We start from the raw sequence: 13,620 nt of genomic DNA, 5'->3' as shown, positions 1-13,620 counted from the left end.
CTGTCCCGTTGGGACGGCAGACAGGCACCGCACAGGCAGGCAACGCAGCAGATCCTGTAAAATCGGAAATCCCGAAGGGTTTCAAAATTTGATGATTTGAAAAAGATACATATGCCATGCCCTTGACCTTATAGGTTATGATACCTTATCGGACATTACCATGTACTTTTTTGATATATCTAAATAAAAGGATCTCATCAAAATTTTGAAACGCTCAGTTTAGGAAGGACCAACTATCAAAAGCCCTGGTTCCCGCCAGGGTTTAACCCGGATTATGCAATCGCCGAGTTTGCCGAAGATCCAAGGCCGAAAGGCGCAAAAACGCCCTTAATCCTCTAAGCCTTTACTTGTTCGATCCAGCCAGGAGAGTGTCAACATGGGATAGAAACCGGCGGTTTTGTTCCGGGGTCCCTACGGTCAGCCGGATATACTGGTTCAGTCCCCACAAGCTCCCGGGGCGGATGATGAATCCCAGGGGCAGAAGCCGTTTAAATAATTCATCACCGTCCAGGGGCAGCTTGACGAGCAGAAAGTTCGCCTCCGAGGGAACCACGAAGGCACCCCGCTCTTCCAGCTCCCGGCGGAGGTGTTCACGTTCCGATTGGATCATCTCAACGTGGTTTTGGACGAAGTCTTCCTCCTCCAGCATGCTTAACGCCGCCGCTTGGGCGAGCCTGTTGACGTTGAAGGGAAGTTTCACCATGGATACGATCTCGATTACGGAGGGATGGGCTACAAGGTACCCCACTCGCAGCCCGGCGAGGCCGAAGGCTTTGGAAAAGGTCCGCAGCCCGATAACACGGGCATCCCGCTCGATATAGTCCTGTGCGTGGGCGGCGCGCTTGTCTGCGACGAATTCCCGGTAGGCCTCGTCCAGCACAACCAGAATGTTTTCGGGTAGACGGGAAAGAAAACCCTCAAAGGCGTCGCGGGAAATAATTTTTCCGGTGGGATTGGCGGGGGAGCACAGCCAGACTATCTTGGTGCTCCGATCCACGGCACTCAGCATGGCTTCCAGGTCGATCTGGTAATCTTTAATCGGCACCTTGACTACCTTGGCCCCGGGCATCCGGATCGCCGTCTCGTAGGCATCGAAAATCGGCGAAGGAATCAGTCCCGCATCAGATGGATTCAAAAAGGCCTGTCCGATGAGCCGGATGCATTCCTCAGCACCGTTCCCGAAAAGGAGGCACTCCTCCTGAACACCCAGGTATGCCGCGACCCGCCGCCTCAATTTTCGGCAGTGGCCGTCGGGGTACCGGGCCAGATTGACAAATTCCGCCTCAATCACCTCCCGAAGCCCGTCCGGAAGGGGCAACGGACATTCATTGGAGGCCAGCTTTACTACTTCCTCAAGCCCGTAAGCCTCTTTTACCTCCTCGGTCGCCTTTCCCGGCACATAGGCCCCAAGCTCCAGGATGCCTTTCCTCGCAATCCGCCTGGGGTCCACCTTAGGGGACATATCCAAGTGCTTATTTTCCATCGGCATACTTTCGCCTCATTTCGCCTTGTCTCAATTGCTCACGCTACGTTTTTCAATAACCTGGGTCGGCGGTTTTGCGGCCGATCGGCGGAGAACCATTCCCGTGGGCGCCAGTACCTTGGGCGAGATATTGGAAGACCGGCCGGTCAAAAGATCAATCAACGAAACAGCCGCCGAACGGCCCATTTCGTAAAGGGGCATCCCCACCACGGTCAAAGGGGGGGCGAGCACTTCGGCCAGGGGCGCATCTTGTATTCCGACAATCGAGATGTCTTCGGGGATCCGCAGTCCGGCGTCGCGGACGGCCGCCATCGCGCCTGTAGCGATTACGATATTTCCGGCAATGACGGCTGTGGGTCCGACATCCCGGGCAAGCAGGCGTTCCATGGCCCTTTTGCCTTCAAGCCACGAGATCAGACTGCTTTCCTCCATCAGCGCATTTTGAAAAGGTATCCCGTGATCCTCCAGTCCCCGGCGGTAACCCTGGAAACGCCGCAGGGCACAATCGATCATCAATTCGCCCGATAAATAGGCGATTCGGGTGTGCCCCAGTCCTGCAAGGTATTTCACGGCCATGCGTGCGCCGGCCACATCGTCCACAATGACAAAGTTACTGCTCGCCGTGGCCCGTTGGTTCACCAGGACGAAGGGGCTGTTCGTGTCCATCAACTCGGCGACAACGTTGTCATCGAGGGTGTCGAAAAGCAGAATCAGACCGTCCACACGGCTTTCCCGCAAAAGGGACAGGTGCTGCTCCTGCTCAAGGGATCCCTGGTCCAGGTAACTGATGAAAACCGTATACCCGTGCTCCATGGCCCCTTGTTTTACTCCCTTGAGCATTTCCGGGATGTGGGGGCTTACCAGGTCAGGGATCACGGCGGCGATGGTGCGACTCTGTTTTTGTCTCAGGCCTTTGGCAAGAATATTCGGTTGGTAATTGAGCTGGGTGGCCGTCTCAAGGATCCGTGCCTTGGTTTCCGGTCGGACCCTCCCACCCGCTTTCCCGTTCAGTACCCGGGAAACCGTGGATGGGTCTACGCCTGCCAGAGCAGCCACATCTCTTAAGGTGGGCTTAGACATACGATTGTCTCCATGCACCCCGTATAAGCCAACCCGTATCGTTTGTCAATAAAGATCATTTTCCCCAGGGATCATGTCCCCAACAATGTTTCGGTACAATAGAATAGGATGAACAAACTGTTCAGGGTATGGGCCCGGGATACGCCTCTCCCCACTGAAAGAAATACTAAAAGGAATAAACAAACGTTTGTCTTAAGCAGGCCAAAAAAACTCGCCCATGTCGGGAATCTCGGCCTTCGCAAGTTTTGCCAAGGTCTAGTGTCGGTCCTTGGAAAGGATGCCGCGGACTGGACCGGCACCTCGGACTGGGCCTTGATGTAGATGTCCCGTTTGGGGTAAGGGATCTCGATGCCTTCCCTGTCAAAGACCTCTTTCACCCGGTCCACGACATGAGAGATAGTGTCGATCCGCTTGCGGGGGATGCTGATCCAGACCCTTGCCTCCAGGTTTACGGACGAGTCACCGAAGCTTTTAACCACCACCTTGGGTTCGGGGTCCCGAATCACCCAGTCCAATTCCAGGGCCACGTCCTTGATGATCTCCTTGGCCTTTCGGATGTCCGCGTCGTAAGCGACGCCGATGGGAATCCGGACCCTGATCTCATCGGTGATGGCCGTGTAGTTGATGATATCTCTTTTCATGATCTCGTTGTTGGGGATGACGATCACGATATTATCGGTCGTTCGGATTTTGGTGGCCCGCAGCCCGATATCCACCACGTCCCCCCAGGTGGCGGAATTTTTGGGGGCCGTCCACACCTCGATGCGGTCCCCGACCTCGAAAGGTCTGTCTATGATCAGGAGAATGCCCGCTATTAGGTTGGAAAGGGTGTCCTTTGCCGCGAAACCGATGGCTATACCGGCAACGCCTGCGCCTGCGATGAAGGGCACGATGTTGACTCCAAGTACATCCAGGACCAGGATAATGCCGGTTACGAAGATGATGACGCTTGCGAACCGGTTCAGCAGTTCGAAGATCACGTCATCTACCTTGCTCTGGGTCTGAAGGGCGATTTTCTTGTGGAGCACGGGCAGGAAGGCCTTTGCGAAACTATTGGCGAAGGAGGCCAGGAGCAGGATCATGAAGGCATAGAAGATCCTTTCCATGAGGGAAAAATGGACGAGGTTGAGGAGACTTATGCCGGCCAGGATTAGGATCGTGTAATGCCCCGCCCGCTTGACCAGGTAAAACAGGCGGGGATTTTCTTTAAAAAAGGGGCGCGATTCGAGCCTTTTCCATACCCTTCGAAGCACACCGTTGAATATCCACCAGGCGACGGCGGTAAGGAAAAAGATCAATGCCGACTTGAGGGCTGCATCCAGGATGACCTCCTGGTGGGATAAGATCTGCCCGTATATCTCTTTGAATGGGTTTTCCATCCGTCGTCCCAGGACAGGATTGAAGGTTTTCTAAAGTACTTCTGCGTCTTGCCGTGAAAAGCCAGCCTGCACCTTACAGAGTAAGGGTTTCGATCCTCCTCGGTTCCCCACCCCGCACCCGTTATCCTCCTGGATATGCCAGCCCATTTTCCCCAGAATGTCAAGGAAAGAAATATTCCTCAGAAAAGGGGCCATCGGCTCTTACTCGAGCCATCTTTCCAGTGGATGGCCCCCCTGGGCTTACCCGCCGCAGTTTGGCGGGCTTGTCCGGGGGAATTTCTGAATCAAGTATTTCACCTGAAAACCATCGCCTGCACCACCGGGAGAAGTGGCATGGGGATCTTTTCGATGTGACCACAGGCAGGCCTTCGTTATTTCATGGGGTTTAGGGATGGCGGAAACCGCCTGTGTCCTTCCGTTAATGGGGTGGCTTGGTGAACCCTGAAAAAAAGGTTAGGCCGCCTTTTTACCTTCCCGCAAGAGGCCGGCCAGAGCCTCTTCCACTGGAGCGTTTTCATGAACGATTCGGCAAAGCGCGGCCACCATGCCCATAGGGTTGGGATGCTGGAACACGTTTCTTCCGATGGAGACTCCGGCTCCCCCGGCCTCCATGGCCCCCTTGACCATCTCAAGGACCTGCCGATCTGATTCCATCCTGGGCCCGCCCGCGATTACCACTGGAACGGGACACCCTTCCACCACTTCCCTGAAAGAATCAGGATCCCCCGTGTAAGAGACCTTAACGATGTCAGCGCCCAATTCCGCTCCCAAACGGGCAGCGTGTTTCACCAGGACCCGGTCGAATTCATCACGGATTCTCTCTCCCCTGGGATAGACCATGGCAAGAAGGGGCATGCCCCACCCGGCCGCCCTTCGGGCCACGTGGCCAAGGTCAGCGATCATCCGGTCTTCATTGGAATTCCCGATGTTCACGTGTACTGAAACGGCATCGGCCCCCAGCTTGATGGCCTCTTCCACCGTTCCCACCAGGGTCTTGAGGTTGGGGTCCCGGCCTAGGCCGGTCCCTCCGGAAAGGTGGACGATCAGTCCCATATTGCTCCCCGGGGTTCCCCTGGCCTGGGAGGCAATACCCTTGTGGACCACCACGGCGTTGGCTCCTCCTGACGACACCCGAGCGATGGCCTGTGCTGTGTCGGTTATCCCGGGGAGAGGTCCGACGCTCACACCGTGGTCCATGGGCACGATCACCGTCTTCCCCGTGAAGCGGTCAAAGATCCTCGACATTCTCAATTCTTTCCCGGTCATCCCTTTACCCCCTTTAGTATTAAAGATGCTTGAAGAATCATCCCCCATAGAATACTGAGAAAAGAGAAGAGGCCGCGTCGGTTTTCTTCCGCCCGCGGCCTCCTATCTTTTCCAGGTAATCATACGGGTGTGCGGGCGGTCCTCTCCTCTCGGGCCAGGTCCTGTCCCACCAATCCCGGTTCATTTTTCTTCCGGGACTCATATCTTCGCAATTCCCCTCTTGCGGTTCCCTGGAGAACGGCTGGTCAAGAAGCAGTTCCAGTCTATCGTTTCGAAGATCGAATCGATGATCGGCCTTTCCTTTTTTCATCTCACGGTCCATATCAACAAGACGCCGCTTTGACCTGGATGCCGGGCCGTTCCCCAGCGTTGTTTTGCCAGTGCAACGGAAACCGATAAGTATTATGTTCCTGGAAAATTCCAATCCCCTGACTTCACAAATGAAAAAAAGCCGTGGATCCTTGATGGGCCCACGGCTTGAGTCAATCCAAAAGCAGACATCAATCCATGGGCACACCTCCGGCCGGCCACCAGAAATCCACCCTGCGCCAAGATTGATGTCTCTTCTTCATCCTTAAGATCTCCGCTGTGCCAAAGAATTAACATTAGTATGAAGAACTTTAATCCATTGTCAAGAGAAATTTTTCTTGACAATCTCCCCGTCCTCCTTTAAGAGAATCTCATGATGAAACGCAAGGTCAACGAGTGCAGGATTTCCGTGAGAAACTGGTGGTGGCGCATCTCTGAGTGGGAGGTGGGCCGTCCGGTGTGATCTGCTTTCGTTGATTGGATGATTTGAGCCGCGGGGCCCTCTTCCCGAGAGGCCCCGCGGTTTTTTTGTGGAAAAAGATGGAGCAAAGGGCCGCGGGGTGATCCCGCGGCCCTTTGCTTTTAGGGGGAAACATGCATGGAAAAATCAGTATCAGGTACCCTTGAAGATTCCGCTCGAGGCGGCCCGGTTCCCCTTTACCGGGAGATCCCCGCCCGGGGAATTGATCCCTCCCGTGCCTTTGCGCGTATCGCTCCCTCCGCTTCCGCTTTTCTCCTTGAAAGCGGTGAGGAGAAAGAGAACGGGAAAAGGGGTCGCAGTATCATCGGATGGGACCCTTTCCTGATAGTCTCTGTTTACGGGGACCGGATCGAGATCCGGGAGGGATCCGAAACCCGCAAGGTCCAGGGGGTGGTGGATCCTCTGGAAGTGATCCGCGGACTGACGGCTCGGTTCCAGGCAACGATCTCCTCTTGCGATCCACCCTTTCAGGGGGGCTTGGTGGGGTACGTCAACTATGATCTTGCGCGGAAGTGGGAAAAACTTCCCGGCCTCAGGCCTTGGCAAGGGGGAGGTCCTGAATGCATCTTCATGGCCTGCCGGAAAGTGCTCGTCTTTGATCATGAAAAAGATAAGATTTCCGCCCTGGTGTTCCCTTTCTCCGGAGTCGAGCGGGACGGGAAATCGGGTTTAACCGAGCAGATGGAGGAAGTGGAGCAGGTGCTCCTGGGACCGGATCCTGAAAAAGAAGCTGAAGAGCATTCTCTCCGTGTATCCGCCACGGAACTCAAGCCCGAGATTTCAAGGGAGAAGTTTTATGAAATGGTTCGGCTGGCGAAGGAATACATCGTTTCAGGAGATATTATCCAGGTCGTTCTTTCCGTGCGATTCTCGGGCAGGGTCAAGGGAGATGATTTCTTGATTTACAGGGCCCTCTCTGACCTCAACCCTTCTCCGTACATGTTCTACCTTCGTTTCGGCACCCTCAGGCTGATCGGCGCATCTCCTGAAATGCTCGTCCAGGCAAGGGGGGGGCACATTCGTGTCCGGCCCATCGCGGGGACACGGCCCAGGGGTTCGACGCCGGGAGAAGACCTGCGCCTGGAGGAAGAGCTTTTGGCGGACCCCAAGGAGCGCGCCGAACACGTGATGCTCGTGGATTTGGGCCGCAACGATGTGGGACGGATCTCCGAGGGGGGATCGGTCCGGGTTTCTCCTTTTATGAAAGTCGAACGGTACAGCCATGTCATGCACATTGTTTCCGGGGTGGAGGGCCGGTTGAGATCGGGAAAGGACAGCCTGGAGGCCTTCAAGGCCTGTTTCCCTGCAGGCACCGTGACCGGGGCCCCGAAGATCCGGGCCATGGAGATCATCTCTGAGCTGGAATCTTCTTCCCGGGGGCCCTATGCCGGAGCGGTCGGTTATTTCGGGTTCGACGGCGATATGGACTTCTGCATCAGTATACGCACCATGGTGGTCGACAGGGAGAAGTTGCTGGTGCAGGCGGGGGCGGGCATCGTGTATGACTCTGTGCCCGAAAGGGAATATCAAGAGTGCTTGAACAAGGCGGCCGCACTGTTCAAGGCCGTTGAGAGGGTGAACGACCATGATTTTCCTGATCGATAACTATGACTCCTTCACCTACAACCTGGTCCAGGCCCTGGAGGGAATGGGTATGGAGGTTCGTGTCTTTCGAAACGACAGGATCGGGGTGGAGGAATTAAAGAAAGGAAACCCCTCTTCTCTCCTGATCTCCCCCGGCCCGGGCGGACCCGAACAGGCGGGTTTCTCCATGGAGGCCATCCGCGCCCTGGCCCCCTCCATCCCCGTACTCGGGGTATGCCTGGGCCACCAGGCTGTGGCCGCCGTTTATGGAGGGCGGATCGTCAGGGCCGGAAGGATCATGCACGGAAAGTGCTCCACCATCCACCATGACGGTCGGGGTGTTTTCAGGGGACTCCCCAATCCCTTCGAGGCCACCCGGTACCACTCTCTGATCGTGGAGGCCGCCACCCTCCCCCCCTGCTTGGAAGTGAGCGCCTGGACGGAGGAGGGAGAAGTCATGGGTTTGCGTCACCGGGAATACCCTGTAGAAGGAGTCCAGTTCCATCCCGAGTCCATACTCACCCGGGCTGGAACATTGCTCCTTGAGAACTTCGCGAAGAGGAGCCTGGGACTCCATCCCAGGGAAGAAGAGAGGGGGGCCGAGGGGGGGAGACCGGAGAAAACAAGAAGTGAGGTTTTCTCCACAGTGAGAGGAACCGGGGACGGAGGAGAGAATATGCCGGACCCTGCTTGAAACGGCAAACTGTATTTTGAACAAAGATGAGCAACCCCATAAACATAAAAGAGATTGGGAGGTAAGTATCATGTTGAAGCCTTACATAGCGAAGGTCGTTAAGGGAGAAGATCTCACCCAGGAGGAGATGGAAAAGGCCATGCTGGTGATCATGGATGGGGGGGCGACACCCAGCCAGATTGCAGCCCTGGTAACGGCCCTCCGGATGAAGGGGGAGACCGTGGAGGAGATCGCGGGGGCAGCAATGGCCATGCGGGCCAAGGCTACCAGGATTTTTCTGGACAACCATGCTGTGAGCCTCGACCGGGATGAGATCAACGTTGAAGAAGAGACGATCCTGGATACCTGCGGGACGGGTGGGGACGGAACCAACACCTTCAATGTTTCGACGGCCACGGCCTTTGTCGCCGCGGGGGCGGGCGTGAAGGTGGCGAAACACGGAAACCGCGCCGTATCCAGCCTTTGCGGGAGTGCAGACGTCCTGGAGAGCCTCGGGGTCAGCCTGGATATCACGACGACCGACGTGGAGAGGTGTATCCGGGAGATCGGGATCGGGTTCCTTTATGCTCCCCTGTTCCACGGCGCCATGAAACATGCGGCTGGCCCGAGGCGGGAGATCGGAGTCCGGACCATATTCAATCTTCTCGGCCCCCTGACCAATCCCGCGGGGGCGTCCGCTCAAGTGCTCGGGGTTTATTCGCCCGGCCTTACCGAGAAGATCGCCCGTGTCCTCAGCCGGCTTGGGACTAAGGAGGCCTATGTCGTTTGCGGTGAGGGGACATTTGATGAGATAAGCATCTGCGGTCCCACGCGGGTTTCTCACATGAAAGGAGGAGAGGTGGAGAACTTCGAGATCCTCCCGGAACAGTTCGGGTTTAGGAGGGCGGACCCCGGGGAAATCAAGGGGGGAGACGCCCGCAAAAACGGTCGCATCGTGCGCTCCATCCTGGAAGGCGAGAAAGGTCCCCGAAGGGACATGGTGCTGCTCAACGCGGCCGCGGCCTTCGTGGTCACCGGGTTGGACCGGGACCTCCAAGACGGCCTGGACCGGGCCCAGGAGTCCATCGACTCGGGGGCCGCCCTGGACAAGCTGGAGAGCCTGATCGCCTATACCCGGCAATGTAAGTCACTCGATCTGGGTCGACCGGAGGAGTTTTTCCATGAATCAACTGCTCACTAGGATTATCGAGGACAAAAAAGAAGAAGTACGGCGACTCAGGGACGGACTATCCCTTTTCCCTCCTGGCGGACGCAAGGGACCCCCGAGGGATTTCAAGGGTGCTCTGAGTACGGCCGGGGGGATCAACCTGATCGGTGAAATCAAGTTCGCCTCACCCTCGGCCGGCAGGATCCGCCCCCTAACCGATCCCGTATCCCTCGGAAGGGCCCTGGAGAAGGCCGGAGCCGCCGCCATTTCCCTGGTGACGGACAAGAAATACTTTTCCGGCGACATCCGGCACCTGCCGGCCCTCAAGGAAGGAGTTTCCATCCCGGTATTGCGCAAAGATTTCATCATCGACGAAATCCAGATCCGGGAATCTTTCCTTTTCGGGGCTGACGCGGTGCTCCTCATCGCCCGGATCCTCTCGCAAGAGCTGCTGGAAAAGCTTTTACGGACGATACGGTCCCTGGGGATGGAGGCCCTCGTGGAGGTCCACGACCGGGAGGATCTTGAAAAGGCGGTTGCCTGCGGGGCCCGGGTGATCGGGATCAACAACAGGGACCTCCAGACCTTTTCGGTGGACCTTCGAAGAACCCTGGAGCTGGCGGAACTGGTCCCCCGGGAGTGTGTGCTTGTGAGTGAGAGCGGGATTAGAGGCGGAGATGATGTCCGAAGCCTGATGGAGAGTCCTGTTCGTGCCGTCCTGGTGGGAACGGCCCTTATGAGGTCCCGGGATGTGGGCCGAAAGGCCCGGGAAATTGTGCTGGGAGGGATGCGTGGGGATGACGGTACGAGTTAAAATCTGCGGCATTACGTCAATTGAAGATGCGTTGGATGCCGTATCCTTGGGAGCCGACGCCCTTGGCTTTGTCTTTGCCCCGAGCCCAAGGCGGGTGAGAGTCGCTTCCGCCCGGGAGATCATCCGGAGGCTACCCCCTTTTGTTCAAACCGTCGGGGTCTTTGTAGACGAGAACGTGGATAGAATCAGGGAGATCATGATGGAATGCGGGCTCGACCTGGTGCAACTACACGGCGATGAACCGCCGGAGGTCTGTAAGGCCTTGGGGCCCAGGGCCGTCAAGGGCTTCCGGATCAAGGACCGAGGGTCCCTTCGTTCCCTCGCGGCTTACAAGGACCATGTCAGGGGATACCTCCTGGACGCATTCTCGGAAAGGCGTAAGGGGGGAACCGGCAAGACCTTTGATTGGGGCTTGGCCCTGGAGGCCAAGGCCCTGGGCGTCCCTTTGATCCTTGCAGGGGGACTCGATTCGTCAAACGTTATGGAGGCCGTTGAGCGAGTCAGGCCCTGGGCGGTGGATGTAAGCAGCGGGGTGGAAGAGAGGCCCGGCAAGAAAAACCGGAAGCGCATGGAGAAGTTCATTTCCACAGCCAAGAGGGGCGGCCGGTGAGAACCTGAATCTTGCATAAACAATCTTGAACCCGTTAAAAAGTTCATCTTCGGCAAACTCGGCGCTTGCAAGATTCAGGGAGAAAGTGCTTTTTCCCGCGTTCGTAACGACACCCCGGCACTTCAGATTCCTACCAGGGGAGGTTCATCATGGATCCGGCCCCGAAATTCAGAAGACTCAGGAGGAGAAAGAGCGGTGTTTGAAAAAGGATACTATGGTCCTTTCGGCGGGGCCTACATTCCGGAAGTGCTTGTTTCCACGTTCGAAGAACTGGAGAAGGCCTTCGAAGAAGCGGAGGAGGATCCGGGGTTCTGGGAGGAATATATCCGGGTCCTCTCCAATTATTCCTGCAGGCCCACGCCCTTGACCTTTGCGGAGAATCTGACCCGCCACTTCGGGGGGGCGAAGATCTACATTAAGAGAGAGGACCTGAATCACACAGGGGCCCACAAGGCCAATAACGTCCTGGGGCAGGGCCTTCTCGTCAGGAGAATGGGAAAGGACCGGGTAATAGCCGAGACAGGGGCCGGACAACACGGGGTGGCCACGGCTACCATGGCGGCCCGTTTCGGGTACCGGTGCACCATTTATATGGGAGAAAAGGACGTCCTGCGTCAGAGGCCCAACGTCTTCTGGATGGAACGGCTCGGTGCGGAGGTGGTTCCAGTGAATACCGGGTCCCGGACCCTGAAGGACGCCATCAACGAGGCCTTCAGGGATTGGACGGCCCGGATGGAGGACACCCATTACGTGCTTGGGACCGCCTGCGGTCCCCATCCCTATCCCGCCATGGTGACCTACTTCCAGAGCGTGGTGGGGAAAGAGGCCCGCGAACAGATATTCGCCTTGGAAGGCAGGTGCCCCAGCCGGGTATACGCCTGCGTGGGCGGAGGATCCAACGCCCTGGGGATCTTTTCAGGATTCCTGGATGACCCCGTGGAGCTCGTGGGCGTGGAGGCCGGCGGGAAGGGGTTGGGAACGGGACGGCACGCTTCGCGATTGGCCTCGGGAGACGGGTTCCTTGGGGTGGCGCAAGGGTACAAGACCTACTTTCTCCAGGATCCGGACGGCCAGATGCGGGAGACCCACAGCGTGGCGGCGGGTCTGGACTATATCGGGGTCTCCCCTATTCTCGCCCATCTCCGGGAAGAGGGCAGGGTGCGGTTTGAGGCCGCCACGGACGAGAAGGTCCTGGAGGCCTTTTCCCTGGTCATGAAAAAAGAGGGCTTGATTCCCGCCCTGGAATCCGCCCATGCTTATGCTCAGGCCTTTAAGGAGGCCCCTTCCCTGGGCCGGGATGATATCATAGTGATCAACCAGTCGGGCAGAGGGGACAAGGACATCTTCACCATCGCGGACGCCTTCGGCGATCCCGGATGGAAGGAATACATCCAGCAGAAAGCGGAGGCCTATCGTGCTTGAATCCTATATCCGGGAAAGGCTCAGGGAAAAGGATATCCTTCTCATGACCCACATCGTCGTGGGGTATCCTTCGATGGAAGTTTCCTTTCGTGTCGTTGAGACCATGGTGGAGGCTGGAGTGGACCTCATTGAACTCCAGATTCCCTTTTCAGAGCCCGTTGCTGACGGCCCGGTCATCCTAGGGGCCAACCAGGAAGCCCTGAGGCAGGGGATCAGGGTTCAGGAATGCTTTGATTTCGCGGGGGATGCGGCAAGGCGCTTTGATATCCCTTTCCTGGTCATGACCTATTACAATATCCTCTTCAAGGGAGGAGTCCGGGAATCGGCCTCCCTCATGGCGAAAAAAGGAATCAGGGGGGCTATCGTACCCGACCTCCCACACGAGGAAGGGGTGGAATACCTTGAGGCCATGGGGAAGGCAGGGCTTTCTCCGATTCTCCTATTCGCCCCCACGACCCCCCCCGCCCGAATGCGGGAAATCGCCTCGCGGGGAAAGGGATTTGTGTATTGCGTGGCCCGGAGGGGTGTGACAGGAGCGGAAACCCGGTTTTCCGATGAACTGATCCGCTACCTCGAACGCTGCAGGAAGGCCACCGACCTTCCCCTGGCGGTAGGCTTCGGGATCCGGGGAAAAGGGGATATCGATTTCCTGAAGGGCAGGGCGGATATCGCGGTAATCGGCACCAGGCTGCTCCAGTGCCTTGAAAGGGACGGGCTTTCCGGTGTAAAGGCCTTTCTGTGGGATCTCTTATAGCCCCAGGGAAAATAGCACGGCAAGGACCCTGGCATCCGTGCCGGGTGGGCTTCAGGCGCTGGGGTGAGACCTTAACTCCCCTTTAGCCCGATCTTCCGCCTCCGTCACGGCTACGGCGTGACAAGCCCGCCAGAAAGCCGGCGGGCAAGCCCAGGGGGTCTATCACCTGGAAAGATGGTTCGAGCAAGGGCCGATGGCCCCTTTTCTAAGAGACCTTCGAAAAAGGTTCAATTTTGTCCAAAGGCAATACGAAAAATTCAACCACAAGGACACATTAGAGGGACATGGGGATCTTTTCGGGTGAAATATTTGATCCAGAGAGACCTTTGGAAAAGGTCCATTGTCACTCCAACTCATGGGTCAGTTACAGTTGAAATTCTCGAGTGCCAAGGCCTGATGTTTTCGGTCCTTTTCTGCCTGGAAGGAGGAATCAGGCAAGGGCCGATGGCCCCTTTTCTGAAGTGACCGGCGGGATTATCAGTGGGGGAAGCCGCAGCTCACGCTCTTCTTAGAGCGGGAGAATGCGGAGGGGGCCGGCCCGCCAGAAAGCGGCGGGCAAGTGTCCCCCGCTGATAAGCCGCTGAAAACACCAGCCCG

General features: G+C 57.1%; 13 protein-coding genes. 7 read left to right on the top strand and 6 right to left on the bottom strand.

Features of this window, described 5'->3' with window-relative positions; genetic code table 11:
- Positions 1-343: 343 nt before the first annotated feature.
- From hisC to JRF57_14330, 6 genes are all read right to left on the bottom strand, one after another.
- Complete coding sequence (hisC, locus tag JRF57_14355; GenBank protein ID MBW2304881.1) at positions 344-1,462, bottom strand: histidinol-phosphate transaminase; 1,119 nt, start codon at positions 1,460-1,462, stop codon at positions 344-346.
- 51 nt (positions 1,463-1,513) lie between these two features.
- Positions 1,514-2,563: a LacI family DNA-binding transcriptional regulator gene (locus JRF57_14350; protein ID MBW2304880.1), complete on the bottom strand. Its 1,050-nt coding sequence runs from the start codon at positions 2,561-2,563 to the stop codon at positions 1,514-1,516.
- A gap of 71 nt (positions 2,564-2,634) precedes the next feature.
- Positions 2,635-3,942, bottom strand: coding sequence for a mechanosensitive ion channel family protein (locus JRF57_14345; GenBank protein ID MBW2304879.1), 1,308 nt, complete (start codon positions 3,940-3,942; stop codon positions 2,635-2,637).
- A gap of 453 nt (positions 3,943-4,395) precedes the next feature.
- A complete protein-coding gene (locus JRF57_14340; protein ID MBW2304878.1) occupies positions 4,396-5,208 on the bottom strand; it encodes a class I fructose-bisphosphate aldolase family protein in 813 nt (270 codons plus the stop codon).
- 37 nt (positions 5,209-5,245) lie between these two features.
- On the bottom strand, positions 5,246-5,518 hold the full coding sequence (locus JRF57_14335; protein MBW2304877.1) for a hypothetical protein: 273 nt from the start codon (positions 5,516-5,518) through the stop codon (positions 5,246-5,248).
- A 92-nt stretch (positions 5,519-5,610) separates the two neighbouring features.
- The gene (locus JRF57_14330) at positions 5,611-5,862 is read right to left on the bottom strand and encodes a hypothetical protein (GenBank protein MBW2304876.1); all 252 of its coding nucleotides are present in this window, start codon (positions 5,860-5,862) and stop codon (positions 5,611-5,613) included.
- A gap of 253 nt (positions 5,863-6,115) precedes the next feature.
- Between JRF57_14330 and JRF57_14325 the strand changes: the two genes are divergently transcribed.
- The 7 genes from JRF57_14325 (at position 6,116) to JRF57_14295 (ending at position 13,023) form a co-directional block, all read left to right on the top strand.
- Positions 6,116-7,603, top strand: coding sequence for an anthranilate synthase component I family protein (locus tag JRF57_14325; protein ID MBW2304875.1), 1,488 nt, complete (start codon positions 6,116-6,118; stop codon positions 7,601-7,603).
- Positions 7,584-8,276: an aminodeoxychorismate/anthranilate synthase component II gene (locus JRF57_14320; protein ID MBW2304874.1), complete on the top strand. Its 693-nt coding sequence runs from the start codon at positions 7,584-7,586 to the stop codon at positions 8,274-8,276. The genes JRF57_14325 and JRF57_14320 overlap by 20 nt, the downstream gene beginning before the upstream one ends.
- 70 nt (positions 8,277-8,346) lie before the next feature.
- Positions 8,347-9,456 (top strand): anthranilate phosphoribosyltransferase, encoded by a 1,110-nt coding sequence (trpD, locus tag JRF57_14315; GenBank protein MBW2304873.1) that lies wholly within the window; start codon positions 8,347-8,349, stop codon positions 9,454-9,456.
- Positions 9,437-10,237 (top strand): indole-3-glycerol phosphate synthase TrpC, encoded by an 801-nt coding sequence (gene trpC, locus JRF57_14310; GenBank protein MBW2304872.1) that lies wholly within the window; start codon positions 9,437-9,439, stop codon positions 10,235-10,237. The genes trpD and trpC overlap by 20 nt, the downstream gene beginning before the upstream one ends.
- A complete protein-coding gene (locus JRF57_14305; GenBank protein MBW2304871.1) occupies positions 10,221-10,847 on the top strand; it encodes a phosphoribosylanthranilate isomerase in 627 nt (208 codons plus the stop codon). The genes trpC and JRF57_14305 overlap by 17 nt, the downstream gene beginning before the upstream one ends.
- Positions 10,848-11,042: 195 nt before the next feature.
- Positions 11,043-12,269 (top strand): tryptophan synthase subunit beta, encoded by a 1,227-nt coding sequence (gene trpB / locus JRF57_14300; protein ID MBW2304870.1) that lies wholly within the window; start codon positions 11,043-11,045, stop codon positions 12,267-12,269.
- A complete protein-coding gene (locus JRF57_14295) occupies positions 12,262-13,023 on the top strand; it encodes a tryptophan synthase subunit alpha (GenBank protein ID MBW2304869.1) in 762 nt (253 codons plus the stop codon). Before trpB ends, JRF57_14295 begins: the two co-directional genes overlap by 8 nt.
- Positions 13,024-13,620: the final 597 nt, after the last annotated feature.

This window comes from Deltaproteobacteria bacterium (assembly GCA_019310525.1).
GTDB lineage: Bacteria > Desulfobacterota > DSM-4660 > Desulfatiglandales > HGW-15 > JAFDEE01.
The sequence above is the reverse complement of the archived record's forward strand: the minus strand, read 5'-3'. Positions and strand labels throughout refer to the sequence as shown.